Source organism: Streptomyces sp. NPDC048417 (assembly GCF_040651615.1).
Lineage (GTDB): Bacteria > Actinomycetota > Actinomycetes > Streptomycetales > Streptomycetaceae > Streptomyces.
Window position 1 is genome coordinate 468,230 of sequence record NZ_JBEZKI010000002.1, and the last position, 21,085, is coordinate 489,314.

Annotated in this window: 24 protein-coding genes, 1 tRNA gene and 1 pseudogene; 14 read left to right on the top strand and 12 right to left on the bottom strand. The window is 70.8% G+C overall.

Going from position 1 to position 21,085, the window contains the following annotated elements; genetic code table 11:
* The first annotated feature begins 60 nt into the window (after window positions 1–60).
* Window positions 61–1,149 carry a polyprenyl synthetase family protein gene (locus tag AB0D59_RS04750; protein ID WP_362560774.1) on the top strand — a complete coding sequence of 363 codons (1,089 nt, stop codon included), beginning with the start codon at window positions 61–63 and terminating at the stop codon, window positions 1,147–1,149.
* A gap of 64 nt (window positions 1,150–1,213) precedes the next feature.
* On the opposite strand, the gene AB0D59_RS04755 is transcribed toward AB0D59_RS04750, so the two are convergent.
* The 4 genes from AB0D59_RS04755 to AB0D59_RS04770 all read right to left on the bottom strand — a co-directional run bounded on the left by AB0D59_RS04755 (window position 1,214) and on the right by AB0D59_RS04770 (window position 4,728).
* Complete coding sequence (locus AB0D59_RS04755) at window positions 1,214–2,482, bottom strand: wax ester/triacylglycerol synthase domain-containing protein (protein ID WP_362560777.1); 1,269 nt, start codon at window positions 2,480–2,482, stop codon at window positions 1,214–1,216.
* Window positions 2,479–3,150 carry a hypothetical protein gene (locus AB0D59_RS04760; protein ID WP_362560779.1) on the bottom strand — a complete coding sequence of 224 codons (672 nt, stop codon included), beginning with the start codon at window positions 3,148–3,150 and terminating at the stop codon, window positions 2,479–2,481. Before AB0D59_RS04760 ends, AB0D59_RS04755 begins: the two co-directional genes overlap by 4 nt.
* A gap of 106 nt (window positions 3,151–3,256) precedes the next feature.
* A complete protein-coding gene (locus AB0D59_RS04765; protein WP_362560781.1) occupies window positions 3,257–4,075 on the bottom strand; it encodes an ABC transporter permease in 819 nt (272 codons plus the stop codon).
* Window positions 4,072–4,728 (bottom strand): ABC transporter ATP-binding protein, encoded by a 657-nt coding sequence (locus AB0D59_RS04770; protein WP_362560784.1) that lies wholly within the window; start codon window positions 4,726–4,728, stop codon window positions 4,072–4,074. The genes AB0D59_RS04765 and AB0D59_RS04770 overlap by 4 nt, the downstream gene beginning before the upstream one ends.
* 483 nt (window positions 4,729–5,211) lie before the next feature.
* On the opposite strand from AB0D59_RS04770, the pseudogene AB0D59_RS04775 reads away from it, so the two are divergent.
* From AB0D59_RS04775 to AB0D59_RS04795, 5 genes and pseudogenes are all read left to right on the top strand, one after another.
* Window positions 5,212–5,614, top strand: a pseudogene (locus tag AB0D59_RS04775) (XdhC family protein); the annotation flags it as partial.
* A gap of 339 nt (window positions 5,615–5,953) precedes the next feature.
* Window positions 5,954–6,178, top strand: coding sequence for a hypothetical protein (locus tag AB0D59_RS04780; RefSeq protein WP_362560787.1), 225 nt, complete (start codon window positions 5,954–5,956; stop codon window positions 6,176–6,178).
* A complete protein-coding gene (locus AB0D59_RS04785; RefSeq protein ID WP_362560789.1) occupies window positions 6,175–6,600 on the top strand; it encodes a hypothetical protein in 426 nt (141 codons plus the stop codon). Before AB0D59_RS04780 ends, AB0D59_RS04785 begins: the two co-directional genes overlap by 4 nt.
* A 433-nt stretch (window positions 6,601–7,033) precedes the next feature.
* Window positions 7,034–7,591 (top strand): hypothetical protein, encoded by a 558-nt coding sequence (locus AB0D59_RS04790; protein ID WP_362560791.1) that lies wholly within the window; start codon window positions 7,034–7,036, stop codon window positions 7,589–7,591.
* Window positions 7,555–8,025: a tyrosine-type recombinase/integrase gene (locus AB0D59_RS04795; RefSeq protein ID WP_362560794.1), complete on the top strand. Its 471-nt coding sequence runs from the start codon at window positions 7,555–7,557 to the stop codon at window positions 8,023–8,025. Before AB0D59_RS04790 ends, AB0D59_RS04795 begins: the two co-directional genes overlap by 37 nt.
* Window positions 8,026–8,123: 98 nt before the next feature.
* On the opposite strand, the gene AB0D59_RS04800 is transcribed toward AB0D59_RS04795, so the two are convergent.
* Window positions 8,124–8,197, bottom strand: a tRNA-Pro gene (locus AB0D59_RS04800).
* Between the two features lie 103 nt (window positions 8,198–8,300).
* On the opposite strand from AB0D59_RS04800, the gene AB0D59_RS04805 reads away from it, so the two are divergent.
* The 3 genes from AB0D59_RS04805 to AB0D59_RS04815 all read left to right on the top strand — a co-directional run bounded on the left by AB0D59_RS04805 (window position 8,301) and on the right by AB0D59_RS04815 (window position 11,793).
* Window positions 8,301–8,819: a DUF309 domain-containing protein gene (locus tag AB0D59_RS04805; RefSeq protein ID WP_362560796.1), complete on the top strand. Its 519-nt coding sequence runs from the start codon at window positions 8,301–8,303 to the stop codon at window positions 8,817–8,819.
* Window positions 8,820–8,864: 45 nt separating this feature from the next.
* A complete protein-coding gene (gene cobF, locus AB0D59_RS04810) occupies window positions 8,865–9,647 on the top strand; it encodes a precorrin-6A synthase (deacetylating) (RefSeq protein ID WP_362560799.1) in 783 nt (260 codons plus the stop codon).
* A 61-nt stretch (window positions 9,648–9,708) separates the two neighbouring features.
* Window positions 9,709–11,793 (top strand): MDR family MFS transporter, encoded by a 2,085-nt coding sequence (locus AB0D59_RS04815; RefSeq protein ID WP_362560801.1) that lies wholly within the window; start codon window positions 9,709–9,711, stop codon window positions 11,791–11,793.
* Window positions 11,794–11,995: 202 nt separating this feature from the next.
* Here the strand turns inward: AB0D59_RS04815 and AB0D59_RS04820 are convergent, their stop codons facing one another.
* The 5 genes from AB0D59_RS04820 to AB0D59_RS04840 form a co-directional block, all read right to left on the bottom strand.
* Complete coding sequence (locus AB0D59_RS04820) at window positions 11,996–12,757, bottom strand: cobalt-precorrin-6A reductase (RefSeq protein WP_362560803.1); 762 nt, start codon at window positions 12,755–12,757, stop codon at window positions 11,996–11,998.
* 135 nt (window positions 12,758–12,892) lie between these two features.
* Window positions 12,893–13,015 carry a type B 50S ribosomal protein L36 gene (gene ykgO, locus AB0D59_RS04825; protein ID WP_046728129.1) on the bottom strand — a complete coding sequence of 41 codons (123 nt, stop codon included), beginning with the start codon at window positions 13,013–13,015 and terminating at the stop codon, window positions 12,893–12,895.
* Between the two features lie 35 nt (window positions 13,016–13,050).
* Complete coding sequence (locus AB0D59_RS04830; RefSeq protein ID WP_362560805.1) at window positions 13,051–13,311, bottom strand: type B 50S ribosomal protein L31; 261 nt, start codon at window positions 13,309–13,311, stop codon at window positions 13,051–13,053.
* A 70-nt stretch (window positions 13,312–13,381) separates the two neighbouring features.
* Window positions 13,382–13,546, bottom strand: coding sequence for a 50S ribosomal protein L33 (rpmG, locus tag AB0D59_RS04835; RefSeq protein ID WP_362560808.1), 165 nt, complete (start codon window positions 13,544–13,546; stop codon window positions 13,382–13,384).
* Between the two features lie 297 nt (window positions 13,547–13,843).
* Window positions 13,844–14,617 carry a sulfite exporter TauE/SafE family protein gene (locus tag AB0D59_RS04840; protein WP_362560809.1) on the bottom strand — a complete coding sequence of 258 codons (774 nt, stop codon included), beginning with the start codon at window positions 14,615–14,617 and terminating at the stop codon, window positions 13,844–13,846.
* Between the two features lie 176 nt (window positions 14,618–14,793).
* On the opposite strand from AB0D59_RS04840, the gene AB0D59_RS04845 reads away from it, so the two are divergent.
* Complete coding sequence (locus tag AB0D59_RS04845; protein ID WP_362560811.1) at window positions 14,794–15,264, top strand: DNA starvation/stationary phase protection protein; 471 nt, start codon at window positions 14,794–14,796, stop codon at window positions 15,262–15,264.
* Window positions 15,265–15,277: 13 nt separating this feature from the next.
* On the opposite strand, the gene AB0D59_RS04850 is transcribed toward AB0D59_RS04845, so the two are convergent.
* A complete protein-coding gene (locus tag AB0D59_RS04850; RefSeq protein ID WP_362560812.1) occupies window positions 15,278–16,210 on the bottom strand; it encodes a LysR family transcriptional regulator in 933 nt (310 codons plus the stop codon).
* A 71-nt stretch (window positions 16,211–16,281) separates the two neighbouring features.
* Between AB0D59_RS04850 and AB0D59_RS04855 the strand changes: the two genes are divergently transcribed.
* Window positions 16,282–17,169, top strand: a complete 888-nt coding sequence (locus tag AB0D59_RS04855; RefSeq protein WP_362560814.1) for an SDR family NAD(P)-dependent oxidoreductase — start codon at window positions 16,282–16,284, stop codon at window positions 17,167–17,169.
* Between the two features lie 101 nt (window positions 17,170–17,270).
* On the opposite strand, the gene AB0D59_RS04860 is transcribed toward AB0D59_RS04855, so the two are convergent.
* On the bottom strand, window positions 17,271–18,125 hold the full coding sequence (locus tag AB0D59_RS04860; RefSeq protein ID WP_362560815.1) for a Cof-type HAD-IIB family hydrolase: 855 nt from the start codon (window positions 18,123–18,125) through the stop codon (window positions 17,271–17,273).
* A gap of 143 nt (window positions 18,126–18,268) precedes the next feature.
* On the opposite strand from AB0D59_RS04860, the gene AB0D59_RS04865 reads away from it, so the two are divergent.
* The 3 genes from AB0D59_RS04865 to AB0D59_RS04875 are packed head-to-tail and all read left to right on the top strand — an operon-like array spanning window position 18,269 to window position 21,070.
* Window positions 18,269–18,484: a hypothetical protein gene (locus AB0D59_RS04865; RefSeq protein ID WP_362560817.1), complete on the top strand. Its 216-nt coding sequence runs from the start codon at window positions 18,269–18,271 to the stop codon at window positions 18,482–18,484.
* Window positions 18,485–18,524: 40 nt separating this feature from the next.
* Window positions 18,525–19,928: a glutamine synthetase family protein gene (locus AB0D59_RS04870; RefSeq protein WP_362560818.1), complete on the top strand. Its 1,404-nt coding sequence runs from the start codon at window positions 18,525–18,527 to the stop codon at window positions 19,926–19,928.
* Window positions 19,925–21,070 carry an amidohydrolase family protein gene (locus AB0D59_RS04875; RefSeq protein ID WP_362560883.1) on the top strand — a complete coding sequence of 382 codons (1,146 nt, stop codon included), beginning with the start codon at window positions 19,925–19,927 and terminating at the stop codon, window positions 21,068–21,070. The genes AB0D59_RS04870 and AB0D59_RS04875 overlap by 4 nt, the downstream gene beginning before the upstream one ends.
* Window positions 21,071–21,085 lie beyond the last annotated feature (15 nt).

Below are 21,085 nucleotides of genomic sequence, written 5' to 3' on the forward strand. Positions count from 1 at the left end.
TGACCACTGTCAGAACTGACGCGCGTTCCGCGCGTCCCTCCGGAACGGAAAGACTCTCGCGTGACCGAAACCGCCGTCCTCGCCGAACAGATCAAGGGACGTTTCGCTGCATACGAACTGCGCTTCAACACACGGTTTGAGCAGTACTTCCAGAGCCTGCACAGCGCGTTGGACGCGCCGGCACTCAGCCGGTTCACACCTGAATGCGTGGATCTGCTGAGGGATATGTCCCTGCGTGGGGGCAAGCGCCTGCGGGTGGCGCTGCTCTATGAGGCGGCCCGGCTGGTGACGACCGAGCCCGTTGCCGGCCTGGAGGAAGCCGCGCTGAGCATCGAACTGCTGCAGACGCACGGGCTGGTCCACGACGACATCATCGACGACAGCCCCACCCGCCGTGGCGGCCCCTCCACCTACTACGCCTACCGGGCGAAGTTCCCCGGTGATCCGCAGGCCGCGCTCGGGCTGGCCGTGCTCGCCGGTGACCTTGCGCTGGCCCTTTCCCTGCAGGTCCTCCTCGACTCCGAGTCTTCCCTCCCGGTGTGCCATGCCATGGTCGAAGTGCAGACCAGGGCGGCGTCCGACACGTTCCTGGGACAGATCATCGACGTAGAGAGGGACTTCACCGACCTCCCGTCCGAGGAACTGCTGCACTGCGTGTCCGACTACAAAAGCGCCCGTTACTCGATTCTCGCGCCCCTGCAGCTGGGGCTCTTGGCCGCGGGTGAGCAGCCGGATCGCTTCGATGACGAACTGCGCCGCTACGCCCGGCTGCTCGGGATCTGCGGACAGCTGCGCGACGACTACCTGGACCTCTTCGGAGACGCGCGGACCATGGGTAAGCCCACCGGCACCGACATCCGGGCCGGTAAGCGCAGTTACACGGTCGGCGCGCTCCTGGCGGCGGTCAGCGGTAGCGAGCGCACGATGGTGGAGTCGGCGCTCGGTGACGCCTGTTGTTCCCCGGAGACTATTGCTGCTGTCCGGGAGATCGGCCAACGCTGCGGCGTTGAGCAGAAGCTGCGGGCGGACATGCGGCGCTATGCGGAACTGGCTTCGGCCGAAGCCGCAAACTGGCGGCCGCGGTGGCGTCAGGAGGCGGTCACGTTCTTCGAGCTGTTGCCGCTGTGGAGCGTCGAGCGCGTCCGGTGAGCGGCCCGTGAAGACAGCGGTCCGCTGCCCTCACCGGGCAGCGGACCGGACCTCAAGCCGCAGCTCACTGGCTGGGGATGGTCATCTCTTCCAGGGCCTGACGCCAGCGGGCGGGCAGGCTCTCGGCGCCGGGGAGGGCTTCGTCGATGCGGAAGCACGCGCTCGCCACGTCCTCGTAGACGCACATCACGACCGCCGCGGGAACACCCGGCGGGCAGCAGATGATGGGATCCACGCGCTCCACCACCGCGTCGCCGTAGCCAAGACGGTGGCGCAGCACGAAGGACGAGGCGCAGACGGTGAGCCGGCCAGGATCGGTACTCATCGCCACGAGGCGCTCAAACGCCCACAGCGGAGGGCGGGCGAGGGCGGCGCGCAGGACTGCCTTGTGCTCGGCGGACTTCAGGGCGACGGTGGCCGCGCGGGTGGACGCCAGCCGCCGGCTGAGGGGCATGCTGCCGCCCGGGAGGGCGACGCGGGTCAGGAAAAGCCGGTTACCGGGGGCCGCCACTTCGTCGGCGGTGCGGAGGTTGACCGGGACCATGACGGGGATCGCAACATCTGCGGCGCGCGGCCATCCGCTGTCGGCCCATTCCGCAATCGCGTGCGCCAGGGCGGTGAGGTAGACGTCGTTGGTGCTGGCCTTGCCGGTGCGCGCCGCGGTACGCAGCCAGGAAGAGGGCACGTGGGTCCACAGTGTGTGGCGGCGGCTGGACAGCGGCTGGGACGGTGACGTCCACAGAGTCTGTTTCCTGAAGTGGCGCAGCAGCGTCGCGGTGCTGCGCACCACCTGCCCCAGGCGGGGCCGCGGCGTGTGCGGGACGCCTCGCGCCACCACGGCCGACTGCTCGGGCAGCAGGGATGGCCCGAACAGGCTCTCCGTCACCGCGGCCAGATTGGCGCCGTCCTGTACGGCGTGGTGGGCGAGGTACAGCAGCGCGAACCCGTCCGTGACATGACCGTGCAGCAGGATCATGCGCCAGGCCGGGGCTCCTTGCGGCAGAGGTTCTCGCAGAAGGCCGCGGACCGCGGCGTCCAGGGACTGCGGCTTGTTGTCCACACGCACGGCACAGATGTGGCGCTCCATGTCCGGGGTGGCGGGCAGCCACTGCGCGGTCGTTCCGTCGCTGCTCAGCACGTGCGTCAGGCAGGGCAGTCCGGGAAGGCGTGAGACCACGTGATCGCACAGCTCGGCCAGGTCGGGGACGGTGCCGGTCAGGTGCAGCAGCACGCCGATGGTAGACATGGCGTCGGGGTGCTCCGCTCGCCGTTCGGCGTCGCACAGGATGAGGTCAGCGGGGCTGGGACCGGGAAAGACACCGGAGCCCGTCACCGCAGGACACCGAACGCTACGCCGCCGACAGCTGCTCCCATGACGGCCCCGACGGTTACCTGCGCGGCAGTGTGGCAGCGCAGCCGGATGCGGGACCAGCCGATCAACGGGACCACTGGAACCAGCAGGCACGCCCAGGGCCCGAAGACCGACACGAGGATGACGACGGCGCACGCGGCGACAGCCGAATGCACCGATACCTTCCAGGAGAAGGTGATGACCATCAGGGCGAGAAGGACGGCAAGCATTGCGGCGACCAACGCGCTCACCTCGCTGGGAGCCCCCAGCACGAACAGCAGCGCCGTGCCGACGATGACCGATGCCAGGACACCCGGGGCGGCCACCACACGGTCCTGGCGATCGCGCACCTGCCGGTCGCCCCAGTAGTTGTGCCGCTCGCCGAATCCCAGGATCACCGTGGGCACAACTGCGGTGAACACAGCCGCGAACACACCCCAGCCGACACCTGCGAATCCGTCAGCGTGCCAGCCCAGCAGCACAGTCAGGAACACCATCCAGTTTCTCGGCTCGAACCCCTCACTCACCAGCCACGCGAAGGGCGCCTCACCACGCGACGCTACTCTGATCTCCGGCGCCGCATGGCCCAGATGGGCGGGGCCCGATGCACGCTCTGCCGAGTCCGTCGCCGCAGCCTCCTGCTCGGACACTCCAAGCCCCCGCCATTTCGGTTCCGACATCCCTGGACCAACGCCCACCCCGACAACGACCCCAGACGAGGCTGGTCACGCCAGACACCGGGGGCGTGGCGAGAGGTCATGGCGCTGGGGCGGTTTTCGCGACGCCGTCCGCCGCCTCCTGGGCGATCCCGGCAGCCGCCCGGTAGGTCCGAGTGCGTACAGCGAAGGCGCCCATGCCCAATGCCGCCGTTCCCAGCGCCCAACCGGCCCCCAGCAGCAGGCCGCTCCAGGGCACCACATGCAGTCCAGCGGCGGCAACGCAACTCTGCACTGCCCCGTACGCGGGCAGGTAGCGCACGAGGGCACTGTCCGCGTTCGGATTGATCAGTGGGTTCTGCAGCAGCAGATCGATGGAACTGATCATGATCGCCAGGAACATGCCGGCCAGCTCGCTGCGCAGCACCGACGCGAGCACGATGCCGATGCCGCCGTAGACCAGGGCACCGGTGAACATTCCCACGGCGAACACCACGGGCTGCACCGGCCGCCAGAACAGGTGCACCCACGCGGTGGCGTAGACGGCAACCGCGGCCGCCACCATCACGAGCGAGGAGCACTTCGCCACGGCCAGACAAGACCGCGGGTAACCGGCCTGCACCAGACGCCGGTCGAAGAGCACCGACCGGGCCGTGGAGACGAACATCATGAAACCGACCACCAGCGCCAGGGCCTGCAGCGCCCCGGTCACCTGGGTCAACACGTTGCCGTCCATGACCACAAAGCGGCCGACGGGGCGGACATAGAACCGCAGCGGCAATCGGGCCACGACCTCAAAGGCCAGAGTCGTCCACAGCGGCACGAACAGAACCACAAGGAGCAACGCCAGCCTGTTACGCGCCTGCTCGACAACCGCGAACCGCATCGCCGTACCAAAGCATGACCACCAGCGATTCACGACGACCCTCCGCCGGCTGCGCCTTGCTCCGTCTCACACAGGCGCCCCCCGTCGAGGCGGTACAGGGTGTCGAGACGGGCAGCGTCGTAGGCGAGATGGGAGACCACCAGCACCGCGCAGCCCCGATCACGCAAGGCCGCCGCCAGGTCCCAGAACCGCAGGTAGGTCTCCCAGTCGAAGCCCTGATACGGCTCATCCAGGAGCAACAACTGCGGATCGTGCATGAGCGCCAGCACCAGGTTGAGTTTCTGCCGGGTGCCGCCGCTGAGCGTTTCCAGGCGTTCGCCCCGATAGCCCGTGCAGTTCAGCTGATCGAGCAATTCAAAGGCCCGACCCGGACTGTCCAGACCGTAGGCCGCCTGGAAGAACCGCAGATGCTGCTCGACCGAGAAGGCACCGTGCAGCACAGTGTCCTGCGGGCAACTGCCCACCACCCCATGACGCTCCACCACACCTGTGTCCGGTGCGAGGTCGCCCACCAGGATGCGCAACAACGTGCTCTTGCCCGCGCCGTTCTCGCCCACGATGCCCACCAGCTGACCTGGAAACAGATCCAGCGACACCCCGCGCAGCACCGAACGCCGTCCATAACTCTTGCGGACATCCCTGATGCGAAGAACCGGCCCGCTCACCGCCACGACTGCGCCGCCCACATACAACGCCTTTGCCCACCGGTCAGCCACCCGCGCCGCGCGTTCACAGACTGCTCCACCAAGGTCACCATCCCGTCCCGCACAGCGACAGCCAACGCGATCAAAAACGACACTGAGCCGAACCGGTGACGGCCAGGACACATCGAACCGCAGCCGTACCGGACTCGGTGAACGCCCCCCTCCGCCGGAGCAGGCGGCGACGCCCTCGGTTCACCGACACGGAGCTGAGACGCCGAGCATCCGACACGGCGTGAGACAGCGGACGGACTTGCAGGTCACGCGACCGACGTCCGGCACGAGCCGCGAGACTCTACACCAATCGAGTCGTTTGACATCGAACCCAGTCGTTTCGGCTTCTCTGACAGTGAATCTAGTCGCTAGGGGTGAGCGCACTGGGGGTGTTGTATGGCCGCACCTGCTGGGGCGGATGGGGCCGTGCCGTACGTCGAGGTGTCGTGCAGGCAGTAGGTGGGCGTCAGCGGCGTCCGTGTCGACTGGCCCCACCGCTACCTGGAACGCACGGCGGTCGGTGCCCCTACAGCCATCTGCGTCCTCACCCACGACGCCAAGTGCGACATCCCTCTCCTGCGCCGGGCGCTCACGCTGCCCGTCGGCTACGTCGGCGCGATGGGCTCCCGCCGCACACACGAGGAGCGGCCGCGCCTCCTGCGGGAGCGGTGTCGAGGCACAGCAACTAGCCGCATTGCGTTCCCCCATCGGTCTCGACCTGGGAGCACGTACACCCGAGGAGACGGTCATGTCTATCACTGCGGAGATCATCGCCCACGCCAACGGGACGAGTGGACTGCCGCTGTCTCTGCACACCAGACCCGTCCACCGTGCCGCTGCCGGGATACTGCCGACCGCAAGCACCTTGATCGAGTGATTCCGTAACACGTACGCTGACGGCCGTTACTGTGTGTGGCGCAGGGTGAACAGCCCGCTGAACGCAGTTCACTCGGGTTGCCTGCGGGATGCGGGGGTGCAGGTTGGACAACTCCATGCCGGTGGCAGCTGGTGTTCCGCCCATCCATTTCGGAGTGCACGAACTGCGGACCGGAAGCGCGGACTGGGCACGGGCCGACTTCGAGAAGATGCTCGCGCAGCTCGCGAGTGCGACCAATCCGAACGTCCGGATGATCGCCGCGAATCCGGGCGACTGGGGAATCGACGCTTTCGCCGGCGCCTCGGGGGCGCCATCACGGTCTGGCAGTCCAAGTACTTCATGCCGAAGACCACAACCAGCCAGTCGCAGCAGATTCGCGAGTCCCTCGCGAACGGGCTGAAAGCCGCGGCGGCCAACGGTCACACCATCACGCTCTGGATCCTGTGCATCCCCTCCAGCATGGACGGGCCGGCAGCCCAATGGTGGGACGGCTGGAAGAAGAAGCAGGAGAAGGCGCATGGCCTCGTCATCGAGCTGTGGGACGAGACCAAGCTCAGCTCGTGAAGAAGCTACTGAGCCCCGAAGGTGACCAGGTACGCCGCGCCTATTACGAACCCTTCACGGCGGCCGCCGCCCCCGCCCAGGAGCAGATACGCCTCGTGCTGGACGTGGAGGAGGACAAGGCGGCGGCGCTCGACTCGGCTCTGTTCGTGCGGCAGATGACCGAGGCCGGCCACGTCGAACTGGACTCGGCGAAAAGGCAGTTCTTCAACGCCGACCTGGTGGCGCGCGAAGTCGCGCACAAGGGCGTGCCGGCTGAGGTTGCGGCACTGAGCTCTGCTGACGCCACCCTTCACGGGGTGTGGGAAATGCAGTTCAACGAGTGTTCGGCGGAGGGCACCCTCGCTGCTCTGCACGGCCGGGTATGGCGCGAGGTGCGCGGCGAGCATAGCAGCCATTGCCAACGCCGAACCTCATCGCGATAAGGAGGCCACAGCGGACCCTGCAGCTGCTCACCATCATGCCGTCTCCACTGATAGCGGAGCGCCTCTCCTGACCAGCGCCTGGTATTCAACCAGTGACCTCGCTGCATGCCTGCGAGTGGACGCCTCAACCCTGCGCCGCTGGCGCACCGCCCAGCCTCCCCAGGGGCCGCCCTTCGTCACGGTCTCGGAACGCGTCGTCATGTACAGCGCCCTTGACGTCGAGGAATGGCTGCGCCACCGACGTACCGTCCCGGCCAAGGGACTCAATGGCCGATAAGACACTCCCTATCGGGCGCGTGTCCGGTGGACCGATCCGACCAGCAAGCACCGCCAGTCACTGTCCGAGGGAAAGGACAGCGAAGAAGAGGCCCAGGAATGGCTCCAGGCCATCATCGAGGCCGCGCAGGCCGGACTGAGCCCATCGCTGGCCACCATGAAGCTCGCCGAAAACGGCGAAGCGAACATGGACCTCGCCCTGCGCGGCCTGGAGTTGAAAACGCTGGACCCCTACCTGTCGGGGTGGCGGATGCGCGTGGTCCCCGCCCTGGGCCACCTCGCGGTGCGGATGATCACCAATGGCGTCGTCGACCGCACCGTGCAGAACTGGATCGCCGACGAGCACAGCCGCTCCACGGTGAAGAACACCATCGCCGTCCTGGTCCGCGTCATGGAGCAGGCAGTCCGCGATGGCATCATCAAGATCAACCCGGCCCGGGTGACCGGCTGGCAGAAGCTCTACAAGCACGCCGAGGACGAACTCCTCGACCCACGGGCGCTGGCCCTGCCCGACTGGGAAACCCTCGTCGCGCTGGCCGACACCCTCGTTGCCGCCTCCCACGACCAGTACCGCGGCTGGGGAGACGTGGTCGTCTTCGCCGCGTGCACCGCTGCACGGATCGGCGAGGTCTCAGGCTGCCGTGTCGGGGACATCGACACCACCCAGTGGTTTGGAACGTGCGGCGTCAGACCACACCCGCGCCCGGCGGACTGACCGACAAGGACACCAAGGGCAAGCGGGCCCGCAGGGTTCCCATCGTCGAGGAGATCCGTCCCCTCGTCGCCCAGCGCGTCCTGTCCGCCGGACCCAATCCCGACGCCCGCCTGTTCACCGGCCCGCGCGGCGGACGCATCTCCACAGCCGTCCTGCGCGACGCCACACACTGGGACGACGTGGTCACCAAACTCGGCTACGAACACCTGCGCCGCCACGACCTCCGGCACACCGGACTGACCTGGTTCGCCGACGCCGGAGTCCAGGTACACGTCCTGCGACGCATCGCCGGCCACGGATCCCTGACCACCACTCAGCGCTACCTGCACCCGGACGTACACAAGATCACGGCCGCCGGAGCGGCGCTCTCCGCACACCTCAGCGTGCTACGCGCACCACGCTCACTGCCAAGCCCGATCGTCGTGACCCGCTGAACCCGGTCAAGGGCGCCGGTCCCACCTGGTCCCCAAGAATGATCGAAGGCCGGTTTCGGAGGCATCCGAAACCGGCCCTGACCTGCGACTGTCTCCAGTCGGGACGACAGGATTTGAACCTGCGACCCCTTGACCCCCAGTCAAGTGCGCTACCAAGCTGCGCCACGTCCCGGTGCGCTCACTCGCGGTGACCCGCGTGATCACGCGAACAGCACTTTACCCCACGTCCCCGGGCGGCCCGAAAGAGGGCGTGGGGAGGGGGGACAATCGGTCGTATGGGCCGTATGGGAAACGCCGGGACAGGGGCACGGGACCGGGACGCCGAGGGGCGGGCGCGCAGCGCACGGCCGCGCGACGGACTGGGGCGGCCGCTGCCGTACGACGCGCCGGGGGTGGAGCGGCAGGCCGAGGGCGTCGTACGGACTCCGCCGGAGACCCTCGTCGAGGCGCAGGCGCTGCTGGACGCCGGGAAGCCCTTCCACGCCCACGAGGTGTTCGAGGACGCCTGGAAGTCCGGGCCCGAGGAGGAGCGGACGCTGTGGCGGGGGCTGGCCCAGCTTGCCGTGGGGCTCACGCACGCGGCCCGGGGGAACCTGACCGGCGGGGCGCGGCTGCTGCGGCGCGGCGCGGGCGCGATCGAGGAGTGGGCGGCCGGCAGCGGGGTCCGGCGGCCGTACGGCATGGAGCTCGACGGGCTCGCCGAGTGGGCGCGGGAGCTGGCCGGGCGGGTGGAAAGCGGTGCCGGGAGCGTCGAGGCCGGGGCCGAGGCGCCGCGGTTGCGCGGCACCCGGTAGCACCGGGGGGACCCGCTGTCAGTGGCATGCGGCAGACTCGGGGGCGTGCGAAAGATTCATGTCATCGGTATCGGCGCGGGCGACCCCGACCAGCTCACCCTCCAGGCGGTCCGGGCGCTGAGGAGCACGGACGTGTTCTTCCTCCTCGACAAGGGCGAGGTCAAGAGCGATCTGACCCGGCTGCGCCGGGACATGCTCGACACGCACATACCGGACGGCGGCTACCGGTTGGTGGAGGCGCGGGACCCGGACCGCGACCGGGCCGCGAGCGGCGGGGCGTACTCGCCGGCCGTCGGTGACTGGCGCAGCGCCCGCGCGGACATCTACGAGCGGCTGATCCGCGAGGAACTCGGCGCGGAGCAGACCGGTGCCTTCCTGGTGTGGGGCGATCCCTCGTTGTACGACAGCACGCTCGCGATCCTGGAAGAGGTGCTGGCCCGCGGCGCGGTGACGTTCGAGTACGACGTGGTGCCCGGCATCAGCAGTGTGTCGGCGCTGGTGGCCCGCCATCGCACAGGACTGAACCGGGTGGCCCGGCCGGTGCAGATCACCACCGGGCGGCGGCTCGCCGAGGGACTCCCGGACGGCGTCGACGACGTGGTCGTGATGCTGGACGCGCACCAGACCTTCCGGCAGTACGCGGACCAGGACATCGACATCTACTGGGGCGCCTACCTCGGCACCCCCGACGAGATCCTGGTCTCCGGTCCGCTCGCCGAGGCCGGTCCGCGTATCGAGCGGCTGCGGGCCGAGGCGCGGGAGCGCAAGGGATGGATCATGGACACATATCTGCTGCGCCGCCACCCGGGGGTTCAGAAAGAGGGCTGAGCGGTACCCGGGTGGGCCAGTCCGGCATGCGCCGGTAGCCCACCGGTGTGAGGGTGACAACGTGACAGTGACCGAGGCGTCCGAACTGCCCGACGCGTCCCAGCCGCCCGTGCTGGACACCCGCCGGCGCAACGTCGTCTTCGTGACGATCGTGCTGGGAATCCTGCTCGCGGCCCTGGACCAGACGATCGTGGGCACCGCGCTTCCGACGATCGTGTCGGACCTGGGCGGTGCCGCGCACATGTCGTGGGTGGTCACGTCATATCTGCTCGCGGAGACCGTGGCGACCGTCCTTGTCGGCAAGTTCGGCGACCTGTTCGGCCGCAAGGTGGTCTTCCAGGTCTCGGCGATCGTGTTCATCACGGGCTCGTTCCTGTGCGGTCTGGCCACCAACATGTCGCTGCTGATCAGCTGGCGGGCGATGCAGGGCATCGGCGCGGGCGGGCTGATGGTGACCGCGATGGCGCTGATCGCCGATGTCATCCCGCTGCGGGAGCGCGGCAAGTACCAGGGTGCGATCGGTGCGGTGTTCGGCGTGGCCACCGTCATCGGGCCGCTGCTCGGCGGGCTGTTCACCGACCATCTCTCCTGGCGCTGGGCGTTCTACGTCAACGTGCCCATCGCGATCCTGGTGGTGGCCGCGGCCGCCCGCACGATCCCGGTGGTGAAGTCGGCGTCCCGGCCGGTGATCGACTATCTGGGCATCGCGCTGGTCGCTGTCGGCGCCAGCTCACTGATCCTCGCCACGAGTTGGGGCGGCAACCAGTACGCGTGGGGTTCGGGCACCGTCATCGGCCTGTTCGTGGGCGGTGCGGTGGCGCTCGCACTGTTCTGCTGGGTGGAGACCCGGGCGAAGGAACCGATGCTGCCGATGCGGCTTTTCGGCAACCCGGTCTTCACTGTCTGCTCGATCCTCAGCTTCATCGTCGGTTTCGCGATGCTCGGCGCGATGACCTATCTGCCGAGCTATCTCCAGTACGTCGACGGGGACTCGGCGACGATCTCGGGTGTCCGTACGCTCCCGATGGTGATCGGCCTGCTCATCGCGTCGATCTTCAGCGGCAACGTGGTCAGCAAGACCGGTCAGTACCGGATCTTCCCGATCGTCGGCTCGCTGGTCATGGGCGCCGGCCTGTATCTGATGTCCCTGATGGGGCCGGGCACCGGCGCCTGGCTGGAGTCGCTGTACATGTTCGTGCTGGGCACCGGCATCGGTCTGTCCATGCAGGTGCTGACGATCGCCGTGCAGAACACCGTCGACTACACCGACCTGGGCACCGCGACGTCGGGCGTCACCTTCTTCCGTACGCTGGGCAGTTCGTTCGGTACGGCCGTCTTCGGCACCATCTACACCAACGCGCTGAAGCCGAACCTGGCGGACGGGATCACCGCCGCCACCAAGGCGAGCGTCCTCGACCCGGCGGTCATCGCCAAGGCGGCCACCAGCCCGGAAGGCCTCCACCGGCTGCCCGCGCCGGCCGCCGAGCCGATCATCCAGGCGTACGCCGACACCATCCACACGGTGTTCCTGTGGACGGTACCGGTGGCGGCCGTCGGGTTCGTGGTCGCCCTGTTCCTGAAGCAGGTCCAGCTGCGGGACAGCGCACGGCTCGGCTCCACCGACATGGGCGAGGGGTTCGCCTCACCGCACGGGCCGGACTCGCAGCGGGTGCTGGAAGCGGCCGTGGCGAAGATCATCGGCCGGGCGGACCTGGAGACCGGCCGCCGTCTCATCCGAGAGTCCGGTACCCGGCTGGACGTGGCCGGCGCCTGGGCCGTGATGCAGGTCGAACTGCTCACCCGACTGGTCGGCCACGGCAACCTCGGCCTGATCGCCGCCCGCCGCCGGCTGCCCCCGGAGGTACTGCTGCCGGTCTACGACCGTATGGTCGACGAGGGCTATCTCACCCGCGCGGGCACCTTCCTCTCCCTCACCGCGGCAGGCGACCAGGAGGCCCGGACCATCGGCAGAGCCTGGGGCGCCTGGCTCGAGGACCGTGTCCAGGACGACCTCGGGCACCCTTCGGGTGCCGACCTGCGCGCCGCCGTCGACACGATCGCCAAACGGCTCCTGGTCGAGGACCTCACCGACGGACTCTCCGACCGCGCCGCGGAGTTGGAGCCGGCCGCCGCCAAGGCAGTCTGACCTCGACGCGCCGGCCACCGCGACCGAGCCAGGGCCGGGCCGGGCCACGACCGGGCCAGGGCCGGGCCACGACCGGGCCACGGTCATGGGGGCCACGGTCAGCCGATACGTCGTCCCGCCACGGTCAGGCGATGCGCCGTCGGCCCGTCGCGGGCCTCGGCCGGTCACGCGGGCCTCAGCCGGTCACGCGGTCCCCGGCCGGTCACGTGGGCCCGAGACCCAGCCGCCCCAGGCCCAGCCGCCCCAGTACACCCGCCACGTCGGGCACCGTCGTCACCCCGGACGGCAGCGGCGGGCGGCGTACGACGACCACGGGCAGGCCCAGTTCGCGTGCGGCCGTGAGCTTGGCGGCCGTCGCCGCTCCCCCGCTGTCCTTCGTGACCAGGACGTCGATCAGGTTCTCGCGCAGCAGCGCGGTCTCGTCGGCCACCGTGAACGGGCCGCGGGCCAGCAGCACTTCGGTGTGCGGGGGCAGCGGGGGCTCGGGGGGCTCCACCGAGCGGACGACGAAGTGCCGGTCCGCCAGGTGGGCGAAGGCGGACAGGCCCAGGCGTCCGGTCGTCAGGAGAACCCTGGGGCCGAAGCCCGCCAGCAGGTCCGCCGCGGCGGGCAGGGACGCGACCGGGTGCCAGCGGTCCCCGGCGCCGGGGCGCCAGCCCGGACGGCGCAGCACCAGGGCCGGGACGCCGGTCCGTGCCGCCGCCAGGGCCGCGTTCGCGGTGATCGTCTCGGCGAAGGGGTGGGTGGCGTCCACGAGGGCGTCCACACCCTGGGCGCGCAGCCAGTCGGCGAGGCCTTCCGCCCCGCCGAAGCCTCCGACGCGTACCTCGCCGGCCAGCGCGCCCGGCCGGGTGACACGCCCCGCCAAGGAGGTCGTGACGCGGACACCGGGGTGCGCGGCGAGCGCGGCGGCCAGTTCGCGGGCCTCGGTGGTGCCGCCGAGGATCAGGACGTGCGGGGACATGGGGCGAGCGTACGGGGCCCTTCGGCGGGCCCGGGACGCGGGACGGCCGCCCGGCGGGGGGCCCTTCGGCGGGCCCGGGACGCGGGACGGCCGCCCGGCGGGGGGCCGGGCGGCCGTCGTGGGAAGCGACTCCCGTCAGCCCTGGCGGGCCTTGAAGCGGGGGTCCTTCTTGTTGATCACGTAGACCACGCCGCGTCGGCGGACCACCTGGGCGCCGGGCTTGGCCTTCAGTGAGCGCAGGGACTTGCGTACCTTCATGGTTCCGTTCTCCTCGTGTCGGCCGCGGGGCCGGGTCAGCCGCGGGCGGCGGCGGTGCGGCCGTAGCGGCGTTCGAAGCGCTCCACCCGGCCGGCGCTGTCCAGGACCCGCGACCTGCCGGTGTAGAAGGGGTGCGACGCGGACGAGACCTCGACGTCGATCACCGGGTACGTGTTGCCGTCCTCCCACTCGACCGTCCGGGACGAATCGGCGGTGGAGCGGGTCAGGAACGCGACGTCCGCGGCACGGTCGCGGAAGACGACGAGCCGGGAGTCGGGATGGATGCGGGGCTTCATGGGGTTTCCTTCCTGGGGCCTCGGTCCGGTGGTGGTTCCGGAGGGTTCGGGCCCGGTCGTTCTCGGCGGTTCAGCGCTCTTCGCGGAAGTCCACGTGCGCGCCGGCCACCGGGTCGTACTTGCGCAGGACCAGCCGGTCGGGGTCGTTGCGGCGGTTCTTGCGGGTCACATAGGTGACACCGGTCCCGGCCGTCGACCTCAGCCTGACTACGGGACGCGCGGTGCTGCGTGCCATGAGGTTCTCCCTTCGCCCACACCCGGAATCACTGATCCGAGCATGTCAATCACGGTGGTTGTAACAACGCCTCCCCCGGTCGCATTCCCGGGCCGCCGGAGCGGCTGGTGCTGCGACCGGAGAGGTTCACCGGCTCGCGACGCCCGGCACGGCACTCTCCCAGCCTTCGGCCGGGAGGTGCCCCCACGCCGCGTTGTCGCATCACCCGAGTACGTCCAGTACGCGGGCGATGCTCCGCCCTGCGATGCACCGCACCGGACGCCGCGAGCTTCCGGCAGACCTTTCCGGTCACAAGCACTAGCGCAGAAGCAGCTGGAGACCGCCGACGACCGTCGCCGCGATGACCAGCTGCTCGAACAGCCGCTGGTTGATACGCTCCACCGCCCACTTGCCGAGGAGCGCGCCGGGTACGACGAACACCACGAGCGCGGCGTCGAGCAGCAGCGAGTTGCCGTCGATCAGACCGAGTCCGGCGCTGAAGGGGACCTTGGAGAGGTTCACGATCAGGAAGAAGAACGCCGAGGTGCCCAGGAAGCCGAGCTTGCGGAAGCCGGCCGACAGCAGGTACAGCGACATCACCGGGCCGCCGGCATTGGCGACCATGGTGGTGAAGCCGCCGAGGACGCCGTACGAACGGGCCTTCACCCGGCCCGCCCGGGTGGTGACCGCGTCCGGGTCGTCGGGGCCGTCGGCCTTGCGGCGGCGCCACAGGGTGACACCGGCCATCAGCAGCAGGATCGCGCCGATCGAGGTCCGTACGACCTGGTCGTCGGCCCACACCAGGAACAGCGTGCCGATCATCACGCCGGCCGCGACCGCGGGGAACAGCCGCCACAGCGTGGGCCAGTGGGCGTGCCTGCGGTAGGTGGCGACGGCCAGTACGTCGCCCGCGATCAGGATCGGGAGCAGGACGCCGGTGGAGGCGCGGGCCGGGAGGATCGCGGCGAAGACGGCGAGGCTGACGGTGTTGGCCCCGCTGACGGCGGTCTTGGAGAAGCCGACGAGCAGCGCGGCGAGGGCCAGGGCGGCGAACTCCCAGCCGGATATGTGCCAGAGGGTCATGGTGTTCATGCGGGGACCGATGCTATGTCCGGACAAGCCGATCCGGTAAGTACCGTCTCGCCGATCGGTCCTGCGTACGGCGTCCTCCCGGGGGTGCGGCCGGTCCGGCGAGCACGTTGATCCGTTTGCACCCGCTGGGCACGGGCACCCGGCCGGCGACCGCAGCACAGAAGGGAAACGCACGCATGACCGTGGTGAAGAGCACGCTGTCCGACGAGGCGCTCCGGGTCACCGGGACCGCTCTCCAGGACACCCTGGTGGATCTGCTCGGGCTGTCGCTGATCGGGAAGCAGGCGCACTGGAACATCGTGGGGCCCCGGTTCCGTTCGATCCATCTCCAGCTCGACGAGGTGGTCGCCGCCGCACGCTCCTACTCGGACACCGTCGCGGAACGTGCCGCCGCGCTGGGCGTGTCTCCGGACGGCCGCCCGGAGACGATCGCCGCGGCCTTCTCGCTGCCCGGTACCAAGGACGGCTGGCTGCGGGACGACGAGGTCGTCGACCTGATGACGCGGACGCTGGAGGCGGCGATCGGACGGCTGCGCGAGCGGATCGCCGCGACCGACGAACCCGACCCCGTCACCCAGGACCTGCTGATCTCCCTCACCGCCGACCTGGAGAAGCAGCGCTGGATGTTCGCGGCCGAGAACAACTGAGCTTCGGGGAGGCTCAGTCGGGCCCCTCCGGTATGTCCGTTTCGAGCGCCGCCGCCCGCAGGGCCGCCGCCACGCGGGTGACCGCCCGTGTCGGGGCCTGGGGCAGCCGGGCCAGCAGCTGGCGCCGCTGTTCCTGAGGTCCGCCGCGCACGGGCAGGATCCGGACGCCCGGCGGAGCGGCGGCGGCGAGGGCGGCCGGTACGGTGGTCAACCCGCAGCCCGCGGCGACGAGTTGGAGCTTGGCCAGCCAGTCACGGGCGGTGTGGACGATGTCGGGCCGCTCGTCCAGCCCGGGCCACACCCCCATCAGCCGGTCCTCGCCGGCCGCAGGGCCGGCGATCCAGCGCTGTCCGCGCAGGTCGGCCACATCGACGAAGCCGCCGCGGGCCAGGGGGTGGGCGGACGGCAGCGCGAGGCACAGGGCGCGCTCGGTGAGGGTCTGGAGCAGCAGCGGTGGTGACTCGGCGTCCGGCGGCCGGAACGGCGGCGCCGACGCGATCAGCGCGAGGTCCAGGCTGCCGGCCCGCAGCGCGCGGACCAGGGCCGGGGTGGTGCCCTCGCGGCCGATGACCAGCAGTGCGGGGTCGGTCCGGCGGAGCGCGGCCAGGGCCCGGGGTACCAGCACGGCGCCCGCGGTGGGGAACCAGCCCAGCCGGACCGTCCCGGCCCCTTCCGGCAGGCCTGAAAGCTCCCGCGCCGCCGCCTCGATCTCGTCGAGGACGACGGTCACGCGCCGCATGACGACCCGGCCGGCCGCGGTGAGCCGCACCCCGTCGCGCCGCCGTTCCAGCAGTTCGGCGCCCGCCGCCCGCTCGATCGCGGCGATCTGCCGGGACACCGCGGACTGGGTGTAGCCCAGCGTGGCGGCCGCCGCGGTGAAGGTGCCCTGTTCGGCCACGGCGCGGAAGACCCGCAGCGCGGTCAGCGACACGTCGTTGAAGTCCATGACGTTTACGCATACCACCTGTGCCGGACTTTCGTTGGACTCATGGACCTGGCGTTCCTAGCGTTGTGGGCATGAAGATTTCCCGTATCGCCCTGGTGACCGGCGCCAACCAAGGACTCGGCCGCGCCCTCGTCGAAGGCCTGGCCGCCCGGCTGACCCCGGACGACCTGGTCCTGCTCACCGGTCGCGACCAGCGGCGGGTGACGGACGCCGCCGTCGAGGTCGCCCGGCTGCCCGGCACCCGCGCCCGGGTCGAGGGCCGGGTCCTGGACGTCACCGACACCGACGCCGTCGCCCGTCTCGCCGACGAGCTCCGCGCCCGCTACGGCGGGGTGGACATCGTCGTGTCCAACGCGGTCGCCCGGGTACTGCCCGACGAGTCGCAGTCCGAGCGGGCCGACGAGTTCATCGACGTCTCCAACACCGCCACCCACGCGATCCTGCGCTCCTTCGGTCCCGTCCTGCGCCCGGGCGGCCGGCTGCTGGTGGTCGCCAGCTCGCTCGGCACGCTCGGCCACCTCGACCCCCGGCTGCACCACCTGTTCGACGGCGCCACCCTCGACCAGGTCGAGTACGCCGTGGAGTCCTGGCGCAGCGCCGTCCACCAGCACACCGCCACGGAGGCGGGCTGGCCCGTGTGGCTGAACGTGCCGTCGAAGGTGGCCCAGGTCGCCGCCGTACGCGCCCTCGCCGCCGAACGCCGGGAACAGGACCTGACCTCCGGCACCCTGATCGCCTCGGTCTGCCCCGGCATGGTCGACACCGCCACCTCCCGCCCCTGGTTCAGCGACTACAGCCAGGCCCAGTCCCCCGCCGACGCCGCCGGCGCCGTCCTCGACCTGGTCTTCGCCGACCACGTCGACCCCGCCCTCTACGGCGAGCTGGTCCGCTTCGGCAAGCCCCTGCCCTGGCACGACGGCACACCCCCGGTGGAGCAGGACCGCCTGGTCAGGCCATGAGCGCCGCACCGTGAACGCGCCGGCCGCCGACGGTGCCGCCCGCATCGTCGTCGGCTCCACCGGCCACCAGCGGTCCAGGGAGCGCCCGGACCCGAGTCGGCTCAGAGGCCCAGGATCCGGGCGACGGTGCGCAGCACGCCGTTGTCGTTGTTGGACGGGGCGAGATGGCGGGCCCGGCGGATGACGTCCGGGTGGGCGTTGGCCATGGCGAAGGACCAGTCGGCGGCGTCGAGCATCTCCAGGTCGTTCAGGTAGTCGCCGAAGACCATGGTCTGGGCGGGGGTGATGCCCAGCTCGCGCTGGAGACCGCGCAGGGCGGTGCCCTTGTTCGCGGTGCGGTTCATCACGTCGACCCAGTGCTCGCCGGAGACCACGACCTGGTGGGTGGCGGCGAAGTCGGCCAGCGCCGGGGCGGTGGTGCGCTCGGCCGGGCCGAAGTCGAAGAGCGCGACCTTGATCACGTCGTCGTCGACGGCGGTGAGGTCGTCGACGACCCGGTGTTCGACGTAGTAGCGGCGGACCTCGGCGAGGAACGCCTCGTCCGTGCGCTCCACGTACGCGGACCGCTTGCCGCAGACCACGGCACCCACGTCGACGCCGTCGGCGACCAGCCGCCGTACGGTCCGGGCGAGACCGCCGGCGACGGCCGGGTCCAGGACGTCCGAGCTGAGCTCGACGCCGTCGCGCACCACATAGGTGCCGTTCTCCGCGATGAACACCATGCCGTCGGCGACGTCCGCGAACTGCCGGGCCAGGGTGGCGTACTGGCGGCCGCTCGCCGGGCTGAACAGCACACCGCGGCGGCGCAGTTCGGCCAGCATCGGCCACAGTCCCTCGGGGATGCGCTTCTCGTCGTCGAGGAGCGTGCCGTCCATGTCGGTGACGACGAGGCGGATGTCGGCGGGACCGGCGGGGAGGCCGGGCGTGGCGAGGAGGGACGCGGGCGAGACGGGCATGTCCTGCTTCCGGTGGGGGACGGCATTCGCACACCAGTGTCCCTCATACGGCTGACGGGACCGGAAACGGTCGGGGGGATTCCTGTGACGGCGCGATCACCGGACGGCACCATGTCGGCCGACGGCGTTCGGCCGACGCGGAGGTGGGCGGCCAGGGCAACGTCGCGGCGACGCGGCTCTGGAACGGCCACGCCACCCCGCCGACCGCCGCCCGGAGCCGCGCCGGGATCGCCGGCTTCCTCGACGGGATCGATCCGCCGGCGCCGGGCCCGGTTTCGGTGCTCGCAGTGGCGCGCCGCGCCGGGGCCGACTCCCCGGCGCCGGTGCCGCAGTTCGGCACGGTCGCCGTGAAACCCTGACCGGGACGTGTGCATCCGAGCCCGTCGAGGAGGACGTCGTATGCCACCCCTTGTCGACCCCGTGCCCGGCGGGCGCCCCGGTGATCTCCCCCGGGCGCATGCCCTCGCCCATGAGCTGTCCGCGCAGGGCGTGCGGGCGATCGTGCTGGCCTACGTGGACACCGCCGGGATCTGCCGGGTGAAGACGGTCCCCTGGCAGCGGCTCCAGCAGGCGGTGGCGTGGGGCGTCGGCATGTCCCCGGTGTTCGACACCTTCCTGGCGAACGACGCGATCGTGCGCACCGACGTCCTCGGCTCGCCCGACGGCGATCTGCGCCTCTACCCGGACCTGGACCGTCTGGTGGTGCTGGCCGCACAGCCCGGCTGGGCCTGGGCCCCCGTCGACCGGATCACCCAGGAGGGCCACCGGCACCCGGGGTGCAGCCGCACCTTCCTGCGCCGGACCGTCGCCGACGCCGAGGAACGGCTCGGCCTCACCTTCAAGGCGGGCGTCGAGATCGAGTGGGCGCTGGGCCGGGCCGCAGCCCCGGCCGACGAGTTCGCCCCGGCGGCCCAGGGCCCGGCGTACGGCGCCGCCCGGCAGATCGAGCTGAGCGACTACGCGTCCGACCTGCTCGCGGCTCTGGACGCGCAGCAGGTGCCGGTCGCCCAGTTCCATCCCGAGTACGCCCCCGGCCAGTTCGAGCTCTCCACCGACGCGCTGGATCCGGTGGCCGCGGCCGACCAGAGCGTCCTGGTACGGCAGACCATCCGCGCGGTCTCGCAGCGGCACGGCCTGCGGGCCTCCTTCTCCCCGGCCGTCACCGAACGCGGCGTCGGCAACGGCGGCCACCTCCACCTCTCCGTCTGGCGTCACGGGGTCAATCTGCACGCCGGGGGCGACGGCCGGTACGGCATGACGGGCGAGGCCGAGTCCTTCGTGGCCGGGCTGCTGACCCATCTGCCCGCGCTGACGGCGGTGATCGCGCCGAGCCCGGCCAGCTATCTGCGACTCAAACCCTCCCAGTGGGCGGGGGCGTTCACGGCCTGGGGCCGGGAGACGCGGGAGACCGGCGTCCGGGTCATCACGGGCACGACCGGCCGCCAGAGCCAGGACGCCAATCTTGAGGTCAAACCGGCCGACCTGGCCGCCAACCCGTATCTCGCCCTCGGCTGCGTCATCGCCGCGGGACTCGACGGGTTCGTCTCGGGCGCGGCCCTCCCCGAGGAGGTCGTCGACGACCCGGCCCGGCTGATCCCGGACGAGGCGGTGGCCCGGGGCGTACGACGGCTGCCGACCTCGCTGGCGCAGGCCGTGGACGCGTTCCGCGAGGACAAGGTGGTGCGCATGGCCCTCGGCCCGGTCCTCGCGGACGCGGTGGTCGCCGTACGCGAAGGCGAGACGGCGGCCGTCGCCGGGCTCGACGACGCCGGGGTGGCGGCGGCCTACCGCTGGAAGTACTGATGGCGGGACCGGTCCAGGAGACTCTCGACGCGCTCCCCCTCGTCGACCACCACTGCCACGGAGCGGTCACCGCCGACCTCGGCCCGGCGGAGTTCGAGTCGCTGCTCACCGAGGGCACGGTCCGGCCGGGCGTGTCACCGTTCGACAGTCCGGTCGGGGTGGCCGTACGACGGCACTGCGCGCCCCTGCTCGACCTGGAGCGGCACGCGCCCGCCGCCGACTACCTGGCGCGCCGCGCCGAACTCGGCTGGCAGGAGGTCAACCGCCGGTTCCTCACGGCCGCGCACGCGGAGACGTTCTGCGTGGACACCGGCTACGCCCCGCACCCGGTCACCTCGCCCGCCGACCTCGCGGACGCGTCCGGCGCCGCCGCCTACGAGGTGGTCCGGCTGGAGAGCATCGCCGAGGAGGTGGCCGCGCGGGGCATCGACGCCGGCGAGTACGCGGCCGCGTTCCGGGCGGCGGCCGAGGAGGCGGTACGGCGGCCGGGGGTGATCGCGGTCAAGTCGGTCGCCGCCTACCGCACCGGCTTCGACCTGGATCCGGCGCGGCCGACGTACTCCGAGGTGACCCGGGCGGCCGCGCTGTGGTTCGCGCGGGGCGGCAGGCTCACGGACCCGGTGCTGATGCGCCACCTGCTGTGGACCGCCGTCGCCCTCGGGCTGCCGCTCCAACTCCACGCCGGTTTCGGGGACTCGGACCTGCGGCTGCACCTGGCGGACCCGGCCCTGCTCACCGACTGGCTGCGGCTGACCGCCGGCACCGTCCCGGTACTGCTGCTGCACTGCTGGCCGTACCAGCGCCAAGCCGCCTATCTGGCCACGGTGTTCGAGCATGTGCACCTCGACGTCGGGCTCACCCTGCACTATGTGGGCCCGGCCCGGGCGGGTTCGGTGCTGGCGGAGGCGATGGAGATCACCCCGTTCCGCAAACTGCTGTACAGCTCTGACGCTTATGGTGTGTCCGAGTTCCACCATCTCGGCGCCCTGTCCTTCCGGCAGGGGCTGGCCGGACTGCTCCAGGAGCGGGTGGACGCCGACGAACTGAGCCCCGCCGACGCAGTGAGGATCGCCGCCTGGACAGGACGTGACAACGCCCGTCGCCTCTACGGACTTCCCGTATCGGACCCCGGCCGCGACTGAGCGCGCGCCCCACCC

Bases quoted from the DNA above. Each gene is read 5' to 3' on its own strand.
- AB0D59_RS04780 (WP_362560787.1), top strand. From the start codon at position 5,954: ATGCCGAAGACCACAACCAGCCAGTCGCAGCAGATTCGCGAGTCCCTC.
- AB0D59_RS04790 (WP_362560791.1), top strand. From the start codon at position 7,034: ATGAAGCTCGCCGAAAACGGCGAAGCGAACATGGACCTCGCCCTGCGC.
- AB0D59_RS04805 (WP_362560796.1), top strand. From the start codon at position 8,301: ATGGGCCGTATGGGAAACGCCGGGACAGGGGCACGGGACCGGGACGCC.
- AB0D59_RS04820 (WP_362560803.1), bottom strand. From the start codon at position 12,757: ATGTCCCCGCACGTCCTGATCCTCGGCGGCACCACCGAGGCCCGCGAA.
- ykgO (WP_046728129.1), bottom strand. From the start codon at position 13,015: ATGAAGGTACGCAAGTCCCTGCGCTCACTGAAGGCCAAGCCCGGCGCC.
- AB0D59_RS04830 (WP_362560805.1), bottom strand. From the start codon at position 13,311: ATGAAGCCCCGCATCCATCCCGACTCCCGGCTCGTCGTCTTCCGCGAC.
- rpmG (WP_362560808.1), bottom strand. From the start codon at position 13,546: ATGGCACGCAGCACCGCGCGTCCCGTAGTCAGGCTGAGGTCGACGGCC.
- AB0D59_RS04840 (WP_362560809.1), bottom strand. From the start codon at position 14,617: ATGAACACCATGACCCTCTGGCACATATCCGGCTGGGAGTTCGCCGCC.
- AB0D59_RS04845 (WP_362560811.1), top strand. From the start codon at position 14,794: ATGACCGTGGTGAAGAGCACGCTGTCCGACGAGGCGCTCCGGGTCACC.
- AB0D59_RS04850 (WP_362560812.1), bottom strand. From the start codon at position 16,210: ATGGACTTCAACGACGTGTCGCTGACCGCGCTGCGGGTCTTCCGCGCC.
- AB0D59_RS04855 (WP_362560814.1), top strand. From the start codon at position 16,282: ATGAAGATTTCCCGTATCGCCCTGGTGACCGGCGCCAACCAAGGACTC.
- AB0D59_RS04860 (WP_362560815.1), bottom strand. From the start codon at position 18,125: ATGCCCGTCTCGCCCGCGTCCCTCCTCGCCACGCCCGGCCTCCCCGCC.
- AB0D59_RS04870 (WP_362560818.1), top strand. From the start codon at position 18,525: ATGCCACCCCTTGTCGACCCCGTGCCCGGCGGGCGCCCCGGTGATCTC.